Annotated in this window: 16 protein-coding genes; 3 read left to right on the top strand and 13 right to left on the bottom strand. The window is 62.7% G+C overall.

Translation table 11 applies throughout. The features are described from left to right. Positions 1-21: 21 nt before the first annotated feature. The 3 genes from LQR33_RS20125 (at position 22) to LQR33_RS20115 (ending at position 4,008) form a co-directional block, all read left to right on the top strand. Complete coding sequence (locus LQR33_RS20125; protein ID WP_166440668.1) at positions 22-1,539, top strand: PilZ domain-containing protein; 1,518 nt, start codon at positions 22-24, stop codon at positions 1,537-1,539. A gap of 205 nt (positions 1,540-1,744) precedes the next feature. After that, positions 1,745-3,544 (top strand): S8 family serine peptidase, encoded by a 1,800-nt coding sequence (locus tag LQR33_RS20120; protein ID WP_021476043.1) that lies wholly within the window; start codon positions 1,745-1,747, stop codon positions 3,542-3,544. Then, positions 3,541-4,008 carry a hypothetical protein gene (locus LQR33_RS20115; RefSeq protein ID WP_021476042.1) on the top strand — a complete coding sequence of 156 codons (468 nt, stop codon included), beginning with the start codon at positions 3,541-3,543 and terminating at the stop codon, positions 4,006-4,008. Before LQR33_RS20120 ends, LQR33_RS20115 begins: the two co-directional genes overlap by 4 nt. Before the next feature lie 170 nt (positions 4,009-4,178). Here the strand turns inward: LQR33_RS20115 and LQR33_RS20110 are convergent, their stop codons facing one another. The 13 genes from LQR33_RS20110 to LQR33_RS20050 all read right to left on the bottom strand — a co-directional run bounded on the left by LQR33_RS20110 (position 4,179) and on the right by LQR33_RS20050 (position 21,907). Next, positions 4,179-5,381, bottom strand: a complete 1,203-nt coding sequence (locus LQR33_RS20110) for an acetyl-CoA C-acyltransferase (protein WP_166440670.1) — start codon at positions 5,379-5,381, stop codon at positions 4,179-4,181. A gap of 174 nt (positions 5,382-5,555) precedes the next feature. Then, a complete protein-coding gene (locus LQR33_RS20105; RefSeq protein WP_231470195.1) occupies positions 5,556-7,931 on the bottom strand; it encodes a 3-hydroxyacyl-CoA dehydrogenase/enoyl-CoA hydratase family protein in 2,376 nt (791 codons plus the stop codon). Between the two features lie 421 nt (positions 7,932-8,352). Then, complete coding sequence (locus LQR33_RS20100) at positions 8,353-9,807, bottom strand: OmpP1/FadL family transporter (protein ID WP_231470194.1); 1,455 nt, start codon at positions 9,805-9,807, stop codon at positions 8,353-8,355. Positions 9,808-9,984: 177 nt separating this feature from the next. Continuing rightward, on the bottom strand, positions 9,985-10,362 hold the full coding sequence (locus LQR33_RS20095) for an acyl-CoA thioesterase (RefSeq protein ID WP_166440673.1): 378 nt from the start codon (positions 10,360-10,362) through the stop codon (positions 9,985-9,987). A gap of 111 nt (positions 10,363-10,473) precedes the next feature. Next, positions 10,474-12,927 (bottom strand): acyl-CoA dehydrogenase, encoded by a 2,454-nt coding sequence (locus LQR33_RS20090; protein ID WP_166440674.1) that lies wholly within the window; start codon positions 12,925-12,927, stop codon positions 10,474-10,476. A 74-nt stretch (positions 12,928-13,001) separates the two neighbouring features. Continuing rightward, entirely contained in the window at positions 13,002-13,643 is a 642-nt protein-coding gene (locus LQR33_RS20085; protein WP_046157005.1) for a TetR/AcrR family transcriptional regulator, read from the bottom strand. Between the two features lie 196 nt (positions 13,644-13,839). Beyond that, positions 13,840-15,024 carry an O-succinylhomoserine sulfhydrylase gene (locus tag LQR33_RS20080; protein WP_231470193.1) on the bottom strand — a complete coding sequence of 395 codons (1,185 nt, stop codon included), beginning with the start codon at positions 15,022-15,024 and terminating at the stop codon, positions 13,840-13,842. Positions 15,025-15,150: 126 nt separating this feature from the next. Further along, the gene (locus LQR33_RS20075) at positions 15,151-15,594 is read right to left on the bottom strand and encodes a MarR family transcriptional regulator (RefSeq protein WP_021476033.1); all 444 of its coding nucleotides are present in this window, start codon (positions 15,592-15,594) and stop codon (positions 15,151-15,153) included. Positions 15,595-15,669: 75 nt separating this feature from the next. Continuing rightward, entirely contained in the window at positions 15,670-16,053 is a 384-nt protein-coding gene (locus LQR33_RS20070; RefSeq protein WP_221665650.1) for a DUF488 domain-containing protein, read from the bottom strand. Between the two features lie 166 nt (positions 16,054-16,219). After that, positions 16,220-17,353 (bottom strand): L-threonine dehydrogenase, encoded by a 1,134-nt coding sequence (gene yiaY / locus LQR33_RS20065; RefSeq protein ID WP_221665651.1) that lies wholly within the window; start codon positions 17,351-17,353, stop codon positions 16,220-16,222. 113 nt (positions 17,354-17,466) lie between these two features. Then, entirely contained in the window at positions 17,467-18,168 is a 702-nt protein-coding gene (locus LQR33_RS20060; protein ID WP_021476030.1) for a MarC family protein, read from the bottom strand. Positions 18,169-18,272: 104 nt separating this feature from the next. Next, a complete protein-coding gene (locus LQR33_RS20055) occupies positions 18,273-19,799 on the bottom strand; it encodes an amino acid permease (protein WP_166440678.1) in 1,527 nt (508 codons plus the stop codon). A gap of 248 nt (positions 19,800-20,047) precedes the next feature. Next, positions 20,048-21,907 carry a potassium transporter Kup gene (locus LQR33_RS20050; RefSeq protein ID WP_231470192.1) on the bottom strand — a complete coding sequence of 620 codons (1,860 nt, stop codon included), beginning with the start codon at positions 21,905-21,907 and terminating at the stop codon, positions 20,048-20,050. Positions 21,908-22,207 lie beyond the last annotated feature (300 nt).

Raw genomic sequence — 22,207 nt, 5'->3', positions numbered from 1 at the left:
CATAACCAGAAGCCCGGTTCAATGTTTGACTTCAAATCTCTAGTCAGCTCACTTCTCAGCAAGAACACGCCCGCCTCCGGCGTGGCGCAATCTGCCACCCTGCTGGTGCGCGATCTGCCGCAGGCTGAATACTTTACCGCCCTGGTGGAAATCATCAAGGCCGTATCCAAAATCAACGCAGACAGCGAGATGTCGTTGAAGGAACGCATCAAGACGCTGCTCTACGTCGACGACAAGGCTGCCGGCATCCATCACCAGCTGTGTCAGGATTATCTTCATTCCAGGGGCGGCAGCAAAGGCTATCTGCCCACCATTCTCGCCTACTGGCACGAATTAGCCAGCGCCTACCAGATCTGCCTGCGCCTGTATCGCGGCTCTCCCAATCAAGCCGGCGACGCGGAGCTGCAGCTGGTCACCACCCGCGGCCTGCATCACCAGATGCGGCTGCTGGCCTGGAACGCGCTGCGCTATCTTAAACCGGAGGGCAGCGCCTGGCAGCAAGGTTTCCGTTTCTACACCTACGCCGAGGAAGCGGGTTTCGCTCGCTCGCCCATCCTGCTGTATCCGGACGCCAAGCAGGAGATCAGCTGCGAGCACCTGCTAGTCCAGGCCGGCATGCTGCACCTGGCTCAGACCGAGAACATGCTGCACAAGGAAATCGTCGCGGTGGACCAGCTGCTGATGCTGATTTGCCAGAACATCCCGCTGGACAAGCAGCCTCCGGTCGAAATGCCAGTCTTCGTCTACAACCTGTCCCTGCCGGAGCCCCCCCAGCCGATGCTACGCGGCATGGCCGGCAAGTGGCACCGTTACTGGTCATCCTACGAGATCACCACCCGCCTGGCCGATCTGATGTTCGACCTAGACACCCGCATCCCCTCGCAGATCGCCGCCCTTGACTGCGAGCTGGAACGCGAGGAATGGTCGGTGCTGTGCGAGAAGCTGGCGGTGCGCTGGTCCAGCGATGGCGGCAAGTCACTGCGCAAATCGGAGCGCTCGCTGCACTCGTCCGGTGCCCAGGTATCGATAGGTTTCGACCGCGTGGCTTTCCACATCAAGGTCCAGGATGTCGGCGGGCTGGAAGCCGACCGCACCGACGAATGGCGGATCAACGACATCAGCAGCACCGGCATGGGGCTTACCTTCATCGGCAAAACCATAGACCAACTGGCGATAGGCCGGCTGATTCTGGTCAAGACCGAAACCCACCCGCTGCTGCTCGGTGTGATCCGCCGCATTTTACGCCAGAACAACGGCACGAAGGTGGGCATCGAGATCCTTGGACAAACGCCGGTCGGCGTCTCGCTGCAGGACCCATCGCAACCGGACAGCTCGCCCTTTTCAGCCATTTACATCACGCAGCCTAATTCACGCAAAGGCCAGCGCTGGTTCCTGATGCCCAAAATGCTGCTGAACGACGACAAACAACTGGTGCTCAGCGCCCAAGGCAAATCCTACCAGATCAAGCTGAAAGATCCGCAGCAGGAATTCGAAGACTGCAGCCATAGCAATTTCGACACGCTGTCCAAGATGGACTGACCCGCCGCCGGCCCTGCCTGGGCCGGCGTTCCCTCCCCTGCCGCTCTGCCGGTTTCATCCTCTCTCGCCCTTAAGCGCGCGAACCGCAAATTCTTGCCGCTGATCGCAATATGACAAAAAGATATTTGCGCAATAAAAATTAACAAATATGATCTTCTGGCGGCCACAACCGCAAAACACAAAGGCAAAATAGAGGATCTCAATCATGCACGTTCGCATCACCAGCAGCGCAGTCATGCTGGCGCTGGCCTCCCTGGCCAGTCATGCCGCCCCTTCCGCGCCGGATCGCAGCGTCCCGTTGCTGCCGGGCGACCCCCTGGTCAACCAGCAATGGCACCTGAAAAATACCGGCCAGAATGCCTTCTCCAAGCGCGGCGGCGTCAAGGGCGTCGATCTCAATCTCGCCTTCACCCACTTGCGCGGCATCCGCGGCATCGGCACCACCATCGCCGTCATCGACGACGGTCTGGAAATCAAACACCCCGACCTGGCCGCCAACATCGTGCCCGGCTCCAAGAACCTGGTGAACGGCAGCAACGACCCGACGCCCGAATCCGGCGGCAACGGCCACGGCACGGCAGTGGCCGGCATCGCCGCGGCGGTAGCCTTCAACGGCATAGGCGGCCGCGGCATCGCGCCTTCGGCCGGCCTCAAGGGCTTCAACTGGCTGCTGGCTCAAACCCTGGACGGCTGGCTGCTGGCGCACGGCAAAAAACCGAATGGCGGCCCGCTGGAAGCCTTCACCGACGCCCGCGTATTCAACCAGAGCTACGGCTCCTCCACCCTCACCTCCGTCCCCGGCAACCCGGATCAGGACATCGAGCTGAAAACCGAGGAAGAAACCTACGAAGACGTCAGCCGCAACAGCCACTGGGGCCGCGGAGCGGTATTCGTCAAGTCGGCCGGCAACGCCTACAACTCCTTCCGCCTGAGCAGCACCGAGGTGATACTGGGTTACCAGGGGAACAACGGCCTGCCGGTACAAGACGCCAACCTGTCCACCGACAACAACAACTACTGGAACGTGGTGGTGTCGGCGCTGAACGCCGACGGCGTGCGCTCCTCGTACTCGTCAGTCGGCGCCAATGTGCTGCTCACCGCTCCCGGCGGCGAGTACGGCACCGACTCGCCGGCGATGGTCACCACCGACCTGTCGGGCTGCGCCCGCGGCTACAACGTCACCGGCAACACCGCCAACGGCCTGCACGGCGGCACCGCGCTGGATCCCAACTGCGACTACAACGGCATCATGAACGGCACCTCGTCCGCCGCGCCGTCCACCTCCGGCTCGTTCGCGCTGGTGATGTCCGCCAATCCGGCGCTCAGCGCCCGCGACGTGCGCCATATCCTGATCACCACCGCCCGCCAGGTGGACGCCGCCCAACCGGGCGTGACGCTGGCATTCAAGGACAAGAGCGGCGGCGCGCACAGCTACCAGGCCATTCCCGGCTGGCAGAAAAACGCCGCCGGCCTGCCCTTCCACCAGTTCTACGGTTTCGGCCTGATCAACATCGACAAGGCCGTGGAAAAGGCGCTGTTCTACAGCAAGCCGCTGCCGCCGCTGCAGAAAACCCGCTGGCAGACTGTCTCGGCCCAGGCCGCCATCCCGGATGCCGACGAACGCGGCGTGGAAAGCGCGTTCAACCAACCCGACGACCTGACTGTCGAGGCGGTGCAAGTCCTGGTGGACGCCGAGCACGGCCGCGCCAACGATCTGGCGGTGGAACTGATCTCGCCGTCCGGCACCCGCTCGGTGCTGTTGTCTCCGCGCACCGCGCTGGTGGCTGAAACCTACGGTCTGAACCAGCAGCGCCTGCTGTCCAATCAATTCTACGGCGAACAAGCCAAGGGCCAGTGGCGGCTGCGCGTGATCGACACCAATGGCGCCGAATACCAGTACGTCTATCGCGCCAACGGCCAAAACAACGTCTACTCGCTTCCCAATGCGGAAGGCAAACTGAAATCGTGGTCGATCCGCTTCTTCGGCCACCGGAGCGCAGCATGAAACAGATCATCCGACTCATCCCCCTCGCCCTGCTGACCCTGGCCGCCAACAGCCAGGCCGCCGAGCCGCCCTTCCTGGCCCAACCCGCCGGCCAGGCGGTGGTGATCAACGGCAAGACCTACTACAAGCAGGTTCCGCAATCCAAGATCCCCAACGGCGTTTCCGCCCGCAGCACCGGCACCCCGGCGCCATCGCTGAAGCGCGGCGACGTGGTGCAGGCGCCCAAGCAACGCGTGCCGGCCACCGTCAGCGGCACCGTGCTGGTGCAACTGGCATCGCCCAACGACGAAGCCGCCGTCGCCCGCGATCACGGCCTGACCGTGCGCTACCGCACCGCCAGCATCGTCATCTTCAACACGCCGGCCCAGGCCGATCTGCTGGCGCTGCAGCAAAAGCTGTCCGCCGACAAACGGGTGAAAAAGGCCCAGCTGGAGCTGGCCAGCAACGACAAGCAGGCTGAATAAGCCCCGGCTCGCCGCTCGGCCAATAGCCCCGATCATCGATCGGGGCTTTTTCCGTCTTGCGCAAACGACCGCCGAGAACCCTCGCTCTCACGTCGCGCAAACTGAAATAAAAAAACGCCACAGCTCAAGGCTGTGGCGTTTCCGCAAACCGTCAGCTCAATGAGCTTGGCTTACAGCACCTCGATGATGCCCGCGGCGCCCATGCCGGTGCCGATGCACATCGTCACCATGCCGTGGCCCTTCAGGCCTGCGTCGCGCATGCCATGCACCAGCGTGGCGGTGCGGATCGCGCCGGTCGCGCCCAGCGGGTGGCCCAGGGCGATCGCGCCGCCGTGCGGGTTCACCTTGGACATGTCCAGCTCCAGATCGCGCGCGACGGCCAGCGCCTGCGCGGCGAAGGCTTCGTTCAACTCGATCCACTTCAGGTCGTCCTGCTTCAGGCCGGCCTGGGCCAGCGCGGCCGGGATGGCTTCCTTCGGACCGATGCCCATGATTTCCGGCGGCACGCCCTTGACCGAGAAGGTCACGTAGCGGGCCAACGGCACCAGGTTGAACTCCTTCAGCACCCGCTCGGACACCAGGATCACCGCGCCGGCGCCGTCGGACATTTGCGAAGAGTTGCCGGCGGTGACCGAACCCTTGGCGTCGAACACAGTCTTCAGCTTGGCCAGACCTTCCAGCGTAGTCTCGCGGCGCGGGCCTTCGTCGGTGTCCAGCACGCGGGTCTTGCTCACCACTTCGCCAGTTTCCAGATTCGGCGTGCGGTAGGTCACTTCCAACGGCGTGATCTCGTTCTTGAACTTGCCGCCGTCGATGGCCGCCAGCGCGCGACGGTGCGATTCCACCGCGAACGCGTCCTGGTCTTCGCGCGACACGCCCCATTGCTGGGCCACTTTTTCAGCGGTCAGACCCATGCCGTAGGCGATGCCGTAGTTCTCGTCCTTGGCGAAGATTTCCGGGTTCAGCGAAACCTTGTTGCCCATCATCGGCACCAGGGACATCGATTCGGAACCGGCTGCGATCACCACGTCGGCTTCGCCGAGGCGGATGCGGTCGGCCGCCATCTGCACGGCGTTGATGCCGGACGAGCAGTAGCGGTTGATGGTGATGCCGCCCACGGTATTGGGCAGACCGGCCAGCAGCACGCCGATGCGCGCCATGTTCAAGCCCTGCTCCGCTTCCGGGAAGGCGCAGCCGACCACGCAGTCGGAAATCAGCTTCGGATCCAGGTTCGGCACTTGCGCCAGCGCGCCGGTGATCACATGCGCCAGCATGTCGTCCGGACGCACATTGCGCATCATGCCGCGCGGCGCCTTGCCCACCGGGGTGCGGGTGGCGGCGACGATGTAAGCTTCTTGTACTTGCTTAACCATTCTTTTGCTCCTTCGCGACCAGCGGCTAGGTCTTCATACCTGCCGCCAGCCTTTGCATTCTTGGATTTTCGAACAGTTCACAAGCGCCTGAGGCAAGGCGCGCCGACGCAGACAGTACATCTAGTACGGCAAGTCGGCGCAACGCAGCATCAGGTGCCTTGTGGACGGTTCGTATTAGTTGCGCAGCGGCTTGCCGGTGGTCAGCATATTGGCGATGCGGTCCTGGGTCTTGGAGTTCTTCAGCAGAGTCATGAAGGCCTTGCGCTCCAGTTCCAGAATCCATTGCTCGTTGACCAGGGTGCCGGCCTCCAAGTCGCCGCCGGTCATCACGTCGGCGATCTGCGAGGCGATGAAGAAGTCGTGCTGGCTGATGAAATTGCCTTCCAGCATGTTGACCAGCTGGCCCTTGATCGACGCGGCGCCGGAGCGGCCTGCAACCGGGAAGCCCTTCACCTTCAGCGGCGGACGGTAGCCGGATTCGGCCAGCGCCAGCGCCTGCTTCTTGGCGACGTACAGCAGCTCGTAAGCGTTGAACACCACCGGATCGCCCTTGCGGAAGAAGCCCAGCTCCTGCGCTTCCACGCCGCTGGTGGCGACCTTGGCGGTGGCGATGTTCATGAAGTAGTCCTTCAGCGCGGCCAGCAGGTCGCCCTTGGACTCTTGCGAGGCGCGCAGCGCGAACTCCTTGCAGCCGCCGCCGCCCGGCAGCAGGCCGACGCCCACTTCCACCAGGCCGACATAGGACTCCAGCGCGGCCACGGTCTTGTCGCAGTGCATCGCGAACTCGCAACCGCCGCCGAACACGTAGCCTTGGGTGGCGGCCACAGTCGGGATCTGGCTGTAGCGCAGGCGCAGCGCGGTGGACTGGAAGCGGCCGATCATCGCATCGATCGCATCCCAGTCGCCCATCATGAAGGCCGGCATCATCGATTGCAGATCGGCGCCGACGGAGAACGGCTCCTCGGTCTGCCAGATCACCAGGCCCTTGAAGCGGTCTTCGGCGATGTCCAGCGCGGTGTTCAAACCATCCAGCACGGCCGGGCCGATGGCGTGGGCCTTGGACTTGAACGACACCACCAGCACGTCGTCGCCGGTAGTGAAGGCGCGCACGCCCTCGTTCTCGAACACGGTCTCGCCCAGCAGCTCGGACTTCTCGCCCAGCACCTTGGCCGGAGCCAACTGGCGCTGATACACGTCCAGCGTGGAGCGGCCAACCAGTTTCTTGTCGGCGGCGTTGTAGGAACCGTCGGCGAAATGCACGCCGGCGCGGTCGCCTTCCAGCACCCAGGCCGGCAACTCGGCCTTAGCCAGGGACTTGCCGGCGGCGATGTCTTCCTTCAGCCACTTGGCCACTTGCTGCCAGCCGGCGGATTGCCAGGTTTCGAACGGACCGGCGGACCAGCCGAAGCCCCAGCGAATGGCAAAGTCCACGTCGCGCGCGCAGTTGGCGATGTCGCCCAGATGGAAGGAAATGTAGTGGAACACGTCGCGGAAGCAAGCCCACAGGAATTGCGCCTGCGGATGCTCGCTGTCGCGCAGTCTCTGGAATTTCTCGGCCGGGTTGGCGATCTTCAGGATGTCCTTGACCGCGTCATCGCCCTTTTCGCCGGAGCCGACATACTCGCCCTTGGCCGGGTCGAGCACCAGCATGCGCTTGCCGTCTTTCTTGTAGATGCCGGCGCGGGTCTTGGAGCCCAGCGCGCCGTTAGCGATCAGTTGCTGCATCCAGTCAGGCGTGGCGAACAGGCTGTGCCACGGGTCTTGCGGCAGCGTGTCCTGCATGGTTTTCACCACGTGGGCGAAAGTATCCAGGCCCACCACGTCGGCGGTGCGGAAGGTAGCGGACTTCGGGCGGCCCAGGCGCGGGCCGGTCAGGTCGTCCACCACGTCGAAGCGGATGCCATACTTGGCGGCATTGGCGATGGTGGCCAGCATCGAAAACACGCCGATGCGGTTGGCGACGAAGTTAGGGGTATCTTTCGCGCGCACCACGCCCTTGCCCAGCGTGGACACCAGGAAGCGCTCCAGGTTGTCCAGAATGTGGGCGTCGGAGGTCACGCAGGGAATGATTTCAACCAGGTGCATATAGCGCGGCGGGTTGAAGAAGTGCACGCCGCAGAAGCGCGGGCGCACCGAATCCGGGCAGCCTTCGGCCAGCTTGTTGATTGACAGGCCGGAAGTGTTGGTGGCGAAGATGGTGTGCTCGCCCAAATGCGGCGCAACCTTGTGGTACAGGTCCACCTTCCAGTCCATGCGCTCGGCGATGGCTTCGATCACCAGATCGCAGTCCTTCAGCAGGTGCAGGTGATCATCGTAATTGGCGGGCTGAATGTGGGCGACCACATCGCTGCCGGCCAGCGGAGAGGGTTTCAGCTTCTTCAGACCGTCGATGGCCTTCAGCGCGATGCCGTTCTTGTCGCCTTCCTTGGCCGGAAGGTCGAACAGAATTGTCGGTACCTTGGCGTTCACCAGGTGGGCGGCGATCTGCGCCCCCATCACGCCGGCGCCGAGCACGGCAACCTTGCGTACATTGAATTTGGTTTGAGACATGGTTTCCTCGTTTTGTTGAAACACACATGAGACAGGCCCCTCTCAACCTGTCCTGCTTGCTTCAAGGACGGGCGTTGAAATCGTCCTTGCCCATTGCCCGCGCCGGCAGGGGCTGGCGCGGCGCTGGCGGGTACTGCTTGATAGAAACGACCGGGGATAATCTCTATTGTTCCGGCCTCAACCGCAACCGGCGTTTTGCACGCGCCGACGGCGGCCATGTCGCGGATGTAGATAAAATATCAAACACTCGCTTTTATGTTGGATTAGTCTAACCCATTTTGGGCAAAATCAAAGCAGGTTTTGCAAAAAAATCGCATGCGGCGCTGGCGCGAGCGCAACAATGCCGCCAGATCGCCCAAAGCAAGCGGGGCGAACGCTTGCGCGCCCGCCCCGAACCGTTTTCATGCCGGCATGCAGCCGCTTAGAAACGGTAGTTGTATTGCACGCCGATCAGCTGCAGATAAGTCTTGTAGCTGCCTTTGACCGTGCCGCCATTGCCAGTGCAGGTTCCATTATTACCGCTCGGATTACAAGTATCCGTGTAGTTGACATTGGCGTTCTTGAAGTCAATGAAGCTGTAGGCCAGATCGATCGAGCTTTGCTTGTTGATCTTGTAATTGGCGCCAAACGACAGCCAGAGGCGGTCGCTGTCCGGAAGAGCGGGATGGCGATCCTGATCGCTCTGCACCGGAGACTGCTCCCAAGCCACACCGCCGCGCAGCATCCAGGAATCGTTCAGCTGGTAGTTGGAGCCGAACGACACGCGCCAGGTATCCTTCCAATTCTGGTGCAGCACCAGATCGCCCTGAACCGGCGTGCTGTACTGCTTGATGTCGATCTGCTTCAAACGCGAGTTTCGCACCCAGGTCACGTCGCCCATCAGCGCCACCTTGGGATTCAGCTGATGGAAGAAGTTGGCGGACACGGTTTCCGGTGTGGACAAGTCAACAGAAGCGGATGCATTTGGATGATAGCCTTTTGCCACCGCTCCCAACGAATTCGCAGGGATGTTGATGTTATACGGCGCAGGTAAAACTAACGCATTATTGGTTACGTTGTTAAAAGTCCAAGTAGATGAGCCGCTAAGCTTTTGTTTGACGCTAGAGCGGTACGCCAAGCCAAACCGGGTATTTTCATCTAGCTGGAACATATAGCCAATATTCCAGCCAAAGCCCCAATCATTACCTTCCACATGAGCTAGACCATCGCCTTGAACACCCAACGCCCGAATGGCGGCTGCAGGCAATCCCTGACTAGCAAGCTTGGCATTGATGCCAGTGGTCGCATCCGCCATTTGCTCCAGCGTCGCATCCATGTACTGGGCGGACACGCCGAAACCAAAAGAGTGGCGGTCATCCAGCTTGAAAGAGATGGACGGGTTGATGTTCAACGATTGCAGGTTGACGCTTTTCAACGCATAGCGGCCAGCCCAATCAAAGCCGTAGTCCAGCTTGGCGCCGTAAGGCACATACATGCCGATGCCTGCGGTGATCTTGTCGTTGATCTTGTGCGACAGGTAAAAGGTCGGCGCGGCCACGGCCTTGGGCGCGAAAGTGCCGCCATTGCCGCCACCAGTAGCGTGCGCAGGAATACCCAGAGCGCCAGTGGTGGTAGAGCCGTTGTCGGTATATTCGGAATGCGGAACCACCAGGGTGCCGCCGATGACGAGCTGGGTGCCATCCAGCCGGGACAGGCCGGCCGGGTTGGTGAAGATGGTGGAAGGATCGTTGGCCTCTGCTCCGTTGGCGTGGGCGGTGCCCTGGCCGGAGACGCTCTGCGAGCCGAACTGATAACCCGAGGCCGCAGCCTGAGTCGATGCCAGACCGAGCGCGGTGCCCATGATCATCACGGACAGGCTGAGATGCTTGAGCTTCATGCTTCCCTCTCTTTTGTAGCTTGAATATTTTCATTAACGATGACTTGGTCATTGACCGCATCATCATCGATGCTACCAGAGAATTAGAGCAATCCAACCAGATATCAGAGCTTTTGTTCCAAACGTTCGTTTAATGCAACATTTCCACAACAATTTGTTTTCGCCACCACATTTAGACTAGGCGTCACCCAGCAATCTGGACTTGCCGTCTGCGTCCACCGCGACAAAAGTGGCGATCACTTCGGTGATGCGGATGTGCGAACCGTCCATGCGTTCGGCCTCGACGGAGATCTTCAGCGTGATGGATTTCTGGCCGATGCGCAGGCGCTCCACGTACAGATCCACCACATCGCCCAGCAGAATGGGCGCGGCGAACTGGAAGGCATTGACGGCCACCGTCGTCACCGGGCCGCAGGACAGCCGCTCGGCGTCCAGGCTGCCCGCCATGTCGATTTGGCTCATCAGCCAGCCCGCCTGGACCCGCCCATAGGCATTGGTGCTGGTGGGCAAAGCGCGCACCCGCAATACCGGCGTCCGGTGTTCCTGCTGTTCCATCCCCCACCCCCTTGAAAGCATAGCGCTGAGAAAACGGCCGCAACAGACGCGGCCGCTTTGCTCAACGCCGGATGCATGCGGCATCCGGCGCATGGTACCACGTTGCCTGATTTAGAAAATCAGGCGCTGCAGCAATTGTTCGTCATGCTGATCCAGCTTCTTGTCGAAGTCGTCCACCATGATCACGTCGCGCTTCAGCTTGCGGGCGCGGGTGACCGCGTCGAACTCTTCCTGATTGATCAAGCCGGTCTGCAGCGCCTCAGCCAGACGCTCGCGTGCGGTGATGGCCTTGAACTTGCCGTCGCGCGTCAGCTTGCGCAGCTTCTGCTCCACCGGCTCGGTAGCCAGGATGGCGTGCAGCGCGTGCTCCAGCACGCCCACCGGATCGGCCTCGGACTTCGGCACATACATGCCGTGGGTCAGGCGGTCGCGGGTGGAGCCCGGCTCCATCATCGCGCGGGCCACTTTGGTGCCGACGCGGTCGGAGGCCGGCTTCAGGGTCAGGCCCCATGGGAAGATCACGCGGCGCAACACCCAGGCCAGACCGCGGCTAGGCAGATTGGCCAGGAAGCCGTCCATCGCCACCTGAACATCGTATAGCGCGTTCTCCACCGCCCAGCTCATCACCGCGATATCTTCCTTCGGCGCGCCTTCACGCTCGAAACGCTTCAGGCTGGCCGTGGCGATATAGAGGCCGGACAGCATGTCGCCCAGGCGCGCAGATAGCTTCTCGCGGAACTTCAGCGAGCCGCCCAGGCTGAACATCGCCATGTCGGACAGCAGCGCGAAGGCGCTGGAAAGACGGGTGACGCGCTTGTAGTACGCCGCGGTAGCGCCGCCCTTCGGGCTGGACGCGAAGCGAGCGCAGGTCAGGCCCAGCCACAGCGAACGGACGAAGTTGCTGATCACGAAATTGATGTGGCCGGTGATGGCCTTATCGAACTCGGCGCCGTCGTTGGCCATCGCCGACTTCATCTCGCGCAGCACGAACGGATGACAACGGATCGCGCCCTGGCCGTAGATGATCATCGAACGGGTCAGGATGTTGGCGCCTTCCACGGTGATGCCGATCGGCACCGCCTGATAGCCGCGCGCCAGATAGTTGCGCGGCCCCAGCACCACGGTCTTGCCGCCATGCACATCCATCGCGTCATTCAGCGTTTTGCGCATGCGCTCGGTATTGTGGTACTTCAGGATCGCGGACAGCACCGACGGCTTTTCGCCATTGTCGAGCGCGGTCAACGCCAGGTCCTGCGACGCTTCCATCTGGTAGGTGAAGCCGCCGATACGGGCCATCGCCTCGTCCACGCCCTCGAACTTGCCGATGGGCAGGCCGAACTGATCGCGGATGCGGGCGAAGGCGCCGGTGGTGTAGGTGGTCAGCTTGCCGCAGGCGACGGACATCGCCGGCAGCGAGATGCAGCGTCCGACCGACAGGCACTCGACCAGCATGCGCCAGCCCTGGCCGGCGTATTCGCGGCCGCCGATGATCCAGTCCAGCGGAATGAATACGTCCTTGCCCCAGGTCGGGCCGTTCATGAAGGCCGAGCCGCCCGGGAAGTGGCGACGGCCGATCTCGACGCCCTCATGCTCGGTCGGCACCAGCGCGCAGGTGATGCCGATGTCTTCCTTGTCGCCCAGCAGGTGCTCCGGGTCGTACATCTTGAACGCCAGACCCAGGATGGTGGCGACCGGCGCCAGCGTGATCCAGCGCTTTTCCCAGCTGACGCGCACGCCCAGCACGTTCTCGAAACGCTCGCCGGTGCGCGGGTGAGTATAGGAGCCGCGGCAGACCACGCCGTAATCTGGAATGGCACCGGCGTCGGAGCCGGCGTACGGGCTGGTCAGCGCGAAACACGGCACTTCCACGCCCTTGGCAAGACGCGGCAAGTAGTAGTCTTTCTGCGCCTCGGTGCCGTAGTGCTGCAGCAACTCGCCCGGTCCGAGCGAATTGGGCACCATCACCGTCACCGCGGCGGTGCCGCCGCGGGTGGCGATCTTGGTCACGACTTTAGCGTGGGCGTAGTTGGAGAATTCCAGGCCGCCGTATTTCTTTTTGACGATCATGCCCAGAAAGCCATGATCCTTGATGAACTGCCACACTTCCGGGGGCAGATCCTTCAGCTCATGGGTGATCTTCCAGTCGTCGATCATGCCGCACAGCTGCTCGGTCGGACCGTCAATGAAGGCCTGCTCTTCAGGCGTCAGCTTCGGATCCGGGAAAGACAGCAGGCGGTTGTAATCCGGCTTGCCGGAGAACAAGTCGCGATCCCACCAGACCGTGCCGGCGTTGATGGCCTCCTGCTCGGTCTGCGACATCGCCGGCGTGATTTTCTTGAACACGCCGAATACCGGGCCGGTGAAAACGGCGCGGCGCAGCGGCACGATGTTGAGCACCGCGGCGACCACGGCGAAAACAACCCAGGCGGCGACAGGCACCGGGCAGTGGAATACGAACTGGAGCGCGGCGAGCCAGGCGGCGATACCGACGGTCCAGGCCAGCACCGGCGCGGCGAGATACGCCAGCGCGCCGAGCAGCACGATCAGAAGAATGGCAGCAATCATTGTGTTTACCCTCGTGTTGACCCCTCAGTTCCGCATGCGCCGCCGTGATCTTGTAATGGGCTGGCGGTGCGGAATCAGCCTTCGATGGGCGCGACCAGACCGGCAATCACGAAAGGCACCAGATATTTGACGATCATGTCCGGGTCCCGGGCGGTAACGATCTGGCTGCGCGTGAAGATTTTCAGCACATCGTTGCCGGCGAAGGCGTTGAACATGACGCTGAAGGCGAGATGCATCCGCCAGGCGAGCTGTTCCGGCTCCAAGTGCGGCAGCGCCCGTTGAAAGGCGCTGGTATAGCGTTGCACGAACACGCTGTACTGCTGCGAGATGGTCTCGCGCAGCAGGCGGTGGTTCTCCACCAGGGTCCGCGACAGCAAGCGCACGAACATGGCGCCGCCGCGCGACGGATCCTTGGACAGGGCCAGACAGGGCCGTATGAAAGACAGCACCAGCTGCTCCAGCGGCAAGTCTCCTTCCCGCGCCTCCAGCGTATCCAGTTCCGCCAAGCACCCTTCCAGCAAGGGCGCCAGCCTGCGCAGAAACACGGATTCGAACAACGCATCCTTGGAGCCGAAGTGATAATTCACCGCGGCCAGATTCACCTCGGCCTGCTGGGTGATCATTCGCAGAGAAGTCGCCTCGAAGCCGTGCTCCACGAACAGACGTTCCGCGACGTCCAGGATGCGGGTTGCGGTATCGGGACGGTTGCCCTCCATGATCTCCAGAGCCTTTATTGTGTTTTGTGATTTGGTCTTGCTCATCTCAGCTTTCGAACAAGCGTTTCAAACTTACGTTTTAACTTGATCGATGTCAAGGCATGTCCCGCCAGCCTCGCCACCCATCCCCAGGGCAAACAGAAAACGGCAGTCTAATTTTAGACTGCCGTTTGAATGAAACACGCGTTAAAAGCGCTTAGTCAAGGCCTCGCAACAGATCTTGTTGAAGGTCCCGTACATTTTCCAGCCCGACGCTGACGCGCAACAGCCCCTCGACGATGCCGGCGCGCTCCCGCGCCTCTGACGTCACGCGGGCGTGCGTGGTGCTGGATGGGTGGGTGATGGTGGTTTTCACATCGCCCAGATTGGCGGTGCGGGAAATCACCTGAACGCCGTCCACCACTCGCCACGCGGCCTCTCTGCCGCCCTTGACCACGAAAGACACCACCGCGCCGCCGCTCTTCTGCTGGCGCAGCGCGAGTTCATGCTGAGGATGGCTGGGCAGGCCGGGGTAATAAACGCGCTCGACATTGGGCTGCGCCTCCAGCCAGCGGGCCAACTCCAGCGCGTTGGCGCTGTGTTTTTCCATGCGCAGGTGCAACGTTTCCATGCCGGACAACAGCGTCCAGGCGTTGAACGGCGCCAACGACGGACCGGCGGCGCGCACATGCAGGTAAATCTGCTCGATCAGCTTGTCGCTGCCCACCACCGCGCCTCCCATCACCCGGCCATGGCCGTCCAGAAACTTGGTGGCCGAGTGCATGACCAGATCGGCGCCCAGTTTCAGCGGCTGCTGCAAGGCCGGGGAACAGAAGCTATTGTCCACCACCAGCAAGGCGCCGTGCGCGTGGGCGATCTCGGCGATGGCGGAGATATCCGCCACCTCGGTCAAGGGATTGGACGGCGTCTCCAGGAACAGCAGCTTGGTATTGGGCTGCAGCGCCTCGCGCCAGAGCGACAGGTCGCGCGCGTCGACAAAGGTGGTGGCCACGCCGAACTTGGACAACTGATTGGCGAACAGATTGGTGGTGGAGCCGAACAGGCTTTGCGACGACACGATGTGATCGCCGGCCTGCAGCAGCGTCATCATGATGGCCTGGATCGCCGCCATGCCGGTGGCGGTGGCGATGGCGCGCTCTCCGCCCTCCATTTCCGCCAGCCGTTGCTGGAACGCGGCGACGGTGGGATTGGTGAAGCGGCTGTAGGTGTAGCCGTCCACCTCGCCGAGAAACATCGCGGCGGCCTGGGCCGCGGAATCGTAGGTGAAACTGGAAGTGAGAAACAAGCCCTGGCTGTGCTCGTTGAACTGGCTGGTTTCCCGGCCGGCGCGGATGGCCAGGGTTTCGGGATGCAGCGGAAGATGCGGCGCGTCGGATGCCATGATGATTCTCTCTTTCTTGCTTTCTTGTCCGCCCATTCGGCGGACCGCATCCCGACATCTTGCCTGAAAACGGCGAGTTTACTAAATGCCATCAAGCCATATGCAACACGGCTCCGCGCTATTTGCCTAGCCCAGCTCCTCCGGCAGTTGCAATTGGCGCTTGGTCTGCAGCAACAAGTCCAGCGACAGGTAGCCGCCATCCTCCTGCAAGGCGATCAATTCGTCCCGGTGCGCGCCGGCCAGCCTGGCCACCAGCTCTTCGCCCTTGGGCTGCAGGTGCACCTCCACGCAGCGCCTGTCCTCGCGCCCAGGCTGGCGCCGCACCAGCTGCTGCCCCTCGCAGCGGCTGACCAGCCCCACCACGCTGTGATGATGGGACTGCAGCCGCTCCGCCAGCTCAGCCACCGTGGCCCAACTGCGGCCCGGGTAGCCCTTCAGCTGCAGCAGCAGCAGATACTGCAGCGGCGTGATGCCGCTATCCTGGGCCAGATCCTCGCTGAACCGCAGAAAACGGCGCAGCCGATAGCGGAAATCCGCCAGACGTTCGAAATCTTCCTTGCTCAAGCTCATGCCATCGCTTCAATGACAGTGGATCATGCGCGGCAGTCTAACGCATCGCCGGCCCGCCGCCGATGGCAATCCTGCTCACGCTTCCGCCTTTTCATCCTGCCGCTCGCGGTAGCGCTGCTGCAAAAAGGCTTTCAGCGCCATCACCGGGCTATGCTCGTCCGGCTCGCCGCTATGCAGCAACGCCAGCTCGCCCTGCTCCATCGCTTTCAACAAAGGCAGCCAGCGCGCGGGATTATTGCCCATATCGGCCCAGTAGATATCGCAGAAGGTCGCCCAACGCAGCGGCTGCAAACGCATCCAGGCCACCAATTCATCGGTCGGCATCACCCTGGGCAGCCAGTGCCCGGCCGCCAGCGCGGAACGCGGCAGCCCTCGCGGCCACTTGCTGTCCACCAGAAACGCGCCAGCCGGTGGATTCCGGCAGCCCTCCACTCTTTCCAAACGTATTTCGATTCCCATGATCGTTACCTCCTGTCTTGCTTTCGCATGCGCAAACCAGCTCCTCCAGCCCCAGCCGCCTACTTTAGCTTTTAATTAAAATATCGTAGTGCGATATATACTGGCAAAAAATTTTTCTCTGCGGAGCGGCCGATCTCACGCATCGGCCGCTCCGCCCCGTCATCGGCTACATCGCCGCGCGGAAAATCGAGCAGACATCCTGATGGCTGCCCTTGCGCGGATTGGTCAACCCGCAAGCATCCTTAAGCGCATTGTCCGCCAGCGTCGGGATATCGGCCTCCTTCACGCCCAGCGCGGCCAAGCCCGCCGGGATGCCGACATCGGCGGCCAAGCGCTTGATCGCAGCGATGGCAGCCTCGGCGCTGCGCGCTTTCTCGCCCAGCGCGATGGCCACATCGCCCAGCCGCTCGCCGGCGACGGCGGCGTTGAAAACCTGGACATGCGGCAGCAGCACGGCGTTGCACACGCCATGCGGCAGATCGTAGAAGCCGCCCAGCTGATGCGCCATCGCGTGCACATAGCCCAAGGAAGCGTTGTTGAAAGCCATGCCGGCCAGGAACTGGGCGTAAGCCATCTGCTCGCGCGCTTCCATGTCTTGTCCGTCCTTCACCGCTCGGCGCAGAAAGCCGGCGATCAGCTCCACCGCCTTCAAAGCGCAAGCGTCGGTGATGGGAGTGGCGATGGTGGACACATAGGCCTCCACCGCATGGGTCAGCGCGTCCATGCCGGTGGCCGCCGTCAGCGCGGCCGGCATGCCGGCCATGGTTTCCGGATCATTGACCGACAGAATGGGGGTGGTGTGCTTGTCGACGATGGCCATTTTGATGTGGCGCGACTCGTCGGTGATGATGCAGAAGCGGGTCATTTCAGACGCGGTGCCGGCGGTGGTATTGATCGCCACCAGCGGAAGTTGCGGCTTGGCCGACTTGTCCACGCCTTCGTAGTCCTGGATCTTGCCGCCGTTCACCGCTACCAGCGCGATGCCCTTGGCGCAATCATGCGGCGAGCCGCCGCCCAGCGACACCACCACGTCGCACTGTTTTTCCCGCAGCAGCGCGAGACCGGCGTTGACGTTGGCGCAACTGGGGTTGGGATGGACGCCGTCGAAGATCACCGGCTCGATGTCGGCGTCGCCCAGCATCTTCGCCACCTTGCCGGCCAGCCCGGCCTTGACCAGGCCCTGGTCGGTGACGATCAGCGCGCGGCGGAAGCCGTGGCCGCGCATGGCGTCGACGGCCTGTTGCAGACAGCCCGCGCCCATCAGGTTCAGCGAGGGGATGAAGAAAGCGCTTGTGCTCATGTCCGTCTCCAGTCAGTGGATTGCCATTGAACACAGTCTGCCGCCTTCTCCCTTCGTCAACCTTGCCTCAAGTCAATAAATGCCGGCCCGGCGGCACGCGGATGGAATGCTGATCAATGCAGCATCGCGGCGTTGTCGCGCAGCCACTGGCTGGCCAGTTCGCCGAAGCCGTCCCACATGATCTGCACGCCCAAGCACAGCAGGATGAATGCGGACAGCCGCAGGAACACCACCGAGCCGGTCTGGCCGAGGTAGCGCAATAGCTTGTCGGCGTTGGCGTAGCACAGGTAGACCAGCGTGCTGCACACCAGCACCGCGGTCAGACCCGCCACCGGACTGATCACGAAACGCACCAGGCCCTTGCCGCTGCCGGTCAGCGTGGCGCCGATGGTGATGGCCACCGACACCGAGCCCGGCCCCACCGTCAGCGGGAAGGTCAGCGGATAGAAGGCGCGCTGCTTGAGCTCGGCCTGGCTGTCCACCCTGGCCTGCTCGGTGGACGGCTGGCTGGATTCCGCCGGCGTGTCGTTCAGCATGCGCCAGGCGGCGAAGGTGATCAGCAGGCCGCCGGACATCTGCACCACCGGCAGCGACACGCCGAAGAAGGACAGCACGTAGCCGCCGACGAACATGCTGCCGATCAACAGCAGCGCGCAATAGACGGCGATGCGCCGCGCCAGGTAGCGCCGCTGCTGCGGCGTGTTGCGCGCCGTCATCGAGATGAAGATGGGCACCAGGCCGGGCGGGTTCATGATGGGCAGCAGCGCCGCCATCACGAACAGAAACTTGGTAATGAAGGTGGACAGCAACTGCATACGGCACCCCGCCTGGAAGGTTTAAAATGTTGTCAGGATAGCGGATGAAACCATAAAAAAAGCCCGCTTGCCAGCGGGCTTTTCCAAGCATTTTTCCAGAGCGATCACACCTGGACGGAAACCGGTTTGCCGCCGCGGTTTTCTTCCCGCAGCATCAAGGCGTTGCGATGCGCCTCGGCCAGTTCCACCTTGTCCAGCGGCACCATGCGGGTGTTGTGCTTGACGCGGTATCCCCACCACAGCGCCACAAACAGCGGAATGCCCAGATAGGTGGCGATGACGCCGTTCCAGTCCACCTTAGCCGCGGTGAAGGCGGTATAGTTCTGGCCCAGCATGATCAGCAGGCACAAGACGAAGGCGAACACCGGACCCAGCGGGAACCACTTGGCCTTGTACGGCAGATCGTCCAGGCTGTAGCCCTGCTTCACATAGGCGCGGCGGAAGCGGTAGTGGCTGATGGCCACGCCCAGCCAGGCGATGAAGCCGGTCATGCCTGACGAATTGAGCAGCCACATGTAGACCGCGTTGCTCTGGAACAGCGAGGTCAGGAAGCACAGGCAGGCGACCAGCGTGGTGGCGTACAGCGCGTTGCGCGGCACGCCGTTGTCAGTCAGCTTGCCGAAAACCTTGGGCGCCATGCCGTTCTTGGCCATCGCATACAGCATGCGGGTGGACGCGTACATGCCGGAGTTGCCGGCCGACAAGATGGCGGACAGGATCACCGCGTTCATCAGGCTGGCGGCGAAGGCCAGGCCGGCGCGGTTGAACACCAGCGTGAACGGGCTGGCGCCGACGTCCTTCATGTCGTTCTTCAGCAGAGACGGATCGTTGTGCGGCAGGATCAGGCCGATGATCAGGATGGACAGCATGTAGAACATCAGGATGCGCCAGAAGATCTGGCGAACCGCGCGCGGAATGGTGCGGCCCGGATTAGCAGACTCGCCGGCGGCGACGCCGATCAGCTCGGTGCCCTGAAAGGAGAAACCGACCACCATGGCGACGCCGACAAAGGCGGCCAGGCCGCCTACGAAAGCGCCGTCGCCCTGCATCATCACATTCAGACCCGGCGCGATGCGGCTCGGGTTCGGCTCGGTCATGATGCCCAGAATCATCAGGAAGCCGATGACGATGAAGGCGATGATGGTGGCCACTTTCAGCATCGAGCACCAGAACTCGGCCTCGCCGAAGCCCTTCACCGAGAAGTAGTTGAGCGCGAAGATGATGGCCAGGAAGCCGCCGCTCCACACCACGCCCGGCACGCCGGGATACCAATAGTTCATGATGATGGCGGCCGCGGCCAGCTCCACCGCGACGGTGATCGCCCAGTTGTACCAGTAGTTCCACCCCTGGGCGAAGCCGAAGGCCGGATCGACGAAGCGCGAGCCGTAAGCCTGGAAGGAGCCGGACACCGGCATGAAGGCGGCCATTTCACCCAGGCTGGTCATCAGGAAGTACACCATCAGGCCCACCAGCGCGTAAGCCAGCAGCGCGCCGCCGGCGCCTGCGCTCGAGATGGTGGCGCCGGACGCCAGGAACAGGCCGGTGCCGATGGAGCCGCCGATGGCGATCATCGACAGGTGGCGCGCCTGCAGCGTGCGCCGCAGCTCGGGCGCGTCTTGTTTCTTGCTCATATCCAACTCACTCTGTTGTTCTGCCGCGCGGACCTGAACCGGCGTCGCCCAGGCTCTGCGCCGGGCGGGTGACAATCAAAGCGGCAAAGAATGACATCGATCGCCGGCATTGCCTAGCCCGGATTAGGCGATTTACGCAAAAAACGAAGATGTCATGTTCGGAAATGAACGCAAAAACCAGAGCAGGCAAGGCGAAGCCGGCGCTGCGGCGCGCTCTGCCGGATCGGAAATTTCATGAGGCCGACACGCTACAATTCGATGCGCGCGCCCAGCTCCACCACCCGGTTGGGCGGCAGGCCGAAGTACAGCGTGGCGCTGCGCTCGTTCTGCCTGAGAAAGGCGAAGACGCCGACCAGCCAGCGCTTGAAGCCGCCGCTGCCCGGCGCGGCCACCAGCGTTTGCCGCCCCAGATAATAGCTGGTGCTCAACGGCTCCAGTGGCGGCAGGCGCAGCAGCTCCGCCGCTCGCGCCATCGCCTCCGGCACGTCCGGCTCCTCCATATAGCCGTAACTCGCCGCCACCCTGGCCACCCCCTGCCCCAGCCACTGCGCCGACACGCGCTCGCCGGCGGCCCGCGGCACGTCCAGCATCTGCAACGTCAGCAGCACCGCGGTTTCGTGCAGCGCCTGATTGTGTTTCAGATGGTGCAGCAACACCGACGGCGTGCCGTCCGCGCTTTCGGACAGAAATACCCCGACGCCCGGAATCCGCATCAACGGATTCGTCTCCAGACTGGAGAGCAAAGCCTCCACCGGCAACTGGCGGCCGCGGCTTTCATGCCGCTGCAGCCTTCGGCCGCCGAACCAGCATCCCATCATCGCGAACACCGCCAGACCCAGCAGCAGCGGCAGCCAGCCGCCATCCAGAAACTTGAGCACATTGGCCAGCCAGAAAGCCAGGTCGATGGCGAACAATCCCCCCGCCACCAGCGCCACCGCCCACCACGGCCAATGCCAGCGGCGGCGCGCCAGCACCGCGAACAGCACGGTGGTGATGGCCATGGTAGTGGAGACGGCTAAGCCGAACGCCGCGGCCAGCTTGCCCGACTCGCGAAAGCCCAGCACCACCGCGATCGTGGCCAGCATCAAAACCCAGTTCAGCAAAGGCAGATAGATCTGGCCCTTGTGGCTGCCCGAGGTATGCAGCACCTTCACCCGGGGGAAGAAGCCCAGCTGCACCGACTGGTGGGTCAGCGAAAACACCGCGGTGATCAAGGCCTGCGAGGCGACGATGGTGGCCAGGGTGGACAGCGCCACCATCGGGTACAGCCCCCACTCAGGCACCATCGAATAGAAAGGCCTACCGGACAGCTGCGGGTGAGCCAGCAACAGCGCGCCCTGCCCCACGTAGCTCAAGATCAGCGACGGCAGCGCCAGGCCATACCAGGCCAGCCGGATCGGCCGCGCGCCGAAATGGCCCATATCGGCGTACAACGCTTCAGCGCCGGTCAGGCACAGCACCACCGCGCCCAGCGAAACGAAACCGGCGAAACCGTTGCGCTGAAAATACGCGATGCCGTGCCAAGGATTGGCCGCCTGCAGAATGGCCGGGTTCCGCCACAACTGGGCCAGGCCCAGCGCGGCGATTGCCGCGAACCACGCCGCCAGTACCGGACCGAAAGCCACGCCCACCCGCCCGGAGCCGAAAGGCTGAACCATGAACAGCAAGGCCAGGATCACGACGGTGGCGGGCACCACATAGGCGGCCAGAGCCGGCGTCGCCACCTGCAACCCTTCCATCGCGCTCAACACCGACACCGCCGGCGTGATCACCCCGTCGCCGTACAGCATCGCCGCGCCGGCCAAGCCCAACAACACCCAGCCCCAAGCGGCGCGCCCCCGACCATCCGCCCGTCCGCCGGTAATCTGGGCCAGCAGCGCCAGAATGCCGCCCTCGCCCCGGTTGTCGGCCCGCATCAGCACCAGCACGTATTTGATGCTGACCATCAGGATCAGCGACCACAAAAACAGCGACACCACCCCGATCACATTGTCGGGCGTCGGCCGCACGCCGTGATCGCCATTGAACGCCTCCTGCAAAGCGTACAGCGGGCTGGTGCCCAAGTCGCCGAACACCACGCCCAGCGCTGCCAACGCCAGCATGGCCATGGGCTGGCTCCTGCGTTTTCGGTCGGAAGCCGAAATGGCCATGCTTCTGAATGCAGCCAACATGTTTTCTCCTTGCAACGCTATCGTCCAGATAATTGACGCTTCATTCAGCATGCTAGGGCCGCGAAAATAAAAGCCGGGTAGAGATTCCACCCGGCGCATGTAAACAAATGGTAAAAACACCGCCCTCGCCATTCCATGGGCGGCAACTTCAGAATGTCATAGCAGCCAAAGCCTTAGCCCATCGAGCTTTTACCCTAAGCCAATATTAAAAAGCGGACACTCGTTTTTCATTAACAA

The organism is Chromobacterium piscinae, assembly GCF_021129175.1.
In the GTDB taxonomy this organism is placed as follows: Bacteria; Pseudomonadota; Gammaproteobacteria; order Burkholderiales; family Chromobacteriaceae; genus Chromobacterium; species Chromobacterium piscinae.
Note: the sequence above shows the minus strand (reverse complement) of the source record. Positions and strands in the feature narration are given on the sequence as shown.

Coding starts and splice junctions, on each gene's coding strand:
- LQR33_RS20125 (WP_166440668.1), top strand. CDS start 22: ATGTTTGACTTCAAATCTCTAGTCAGCTCACTTCTCAGCAAGAACACG.
- LQR33_RS20120 (WP_021476043.1), top strand. CDS start 1,745: ATGCACGTTCGCATCACCAGCAGCGCAGTCATGCTGGCGCTGGCCTCC.
- LQR33_RS20115 (WP_021476042.1), top strand. CDS start 3,541: ATGAAACAGATCATCCGACTCATCCCCCTCGCCCTGCTGACCCTGGCC.
- LQR33_RS20110 (WP_166440670.1), bottom strand. CDS start 5,381: ATGGTTAAGCAAGTACAAGAAGCTTACATCGTCGCCGCCACCCGCACC.
- LQR33_RS20105 (WP_231470195.1), bottom strand. CDS start 7,931: ATGTCTCAAACCAAATTCAATGTACGCAAGGTTGCCGTGCTCGGCGCC.
- LQR33_RS20100 (WP_231470194.1), bottom strand. CDS start 9,807: ATGAAGCTCAAGCATCTCAGCCTGTCCGTGATGATCATGGGCACCGCG.
- LQR33_RS20095 (WP_166440673.1), bottom strand. CDS start 10,362: ATGGAACAGCAGGAACACCGGACGCCGGTATTGCGGGTGCGCGCTTTG.
- LQR33_RS20090 (WP_166440674.1), bottom strand. CDS start 12,927: ATGATTGCTGCCATTCTTCTGATCGTGCTGCTCGGCGCGCTGGCGTAT.
- LQR33_RS20085 (WP_046157005.1), bottom strand. CDS start 13,643: ATGGAGGGCAACCGTCCCGATACCGCAACCCGCATCCTGGACGTCGCG.
- LQR33_RS20080 (WP_231470193.1), bottom strand. CDS start 15,024: ATGGCATCCGACGCGCCGCATCTTCCGCTGCATCCCGAAACCCTGGCC.
- LQR33_RS20075 (WP_021476033.1), bottom strand. CDS start 15,594: ATGAGCTTGAGCAAGGAAGATTTCGAACGTCTGGCGGATTTCCGCTAT.
- LQR33_RS20070 (WP_221665650.1), bottom strand. CDS start 16,053: ATGGGAATCGAAATACGTTTGGAAAGAGTGGAGGGCTGCCGGAATCCA.
- yiaY (WP_221665651.1), bottom strand. CDS start 17,353: ATGAGCACAAGCGCTTTCTTCATCCCCTCGCTGAACCTGATGGGCGCG.
- LQR33_RS20060 (WP_021476030.1), bottom strand. CDS start 18,168: ATGCAGTTGCTGTCCACCTTCATTACCAAGTTTCTGTTCGTGATGGCG.
- LQR33_RS20055 (WP_166440678.1), bottom strand. CDS start 19,799: ATGAGCAAGAAACAAGACGCGCCCGAGCTGCGGCGCACGCTGCAGGCG.
- LQR33_RS20050 (WP_231470192.1), bottom strand. CDS start 21,907: ATGGCCATGCTGGCGTTGGCAGCGCTGGGCGTGGTGTTCGGCGACTTG.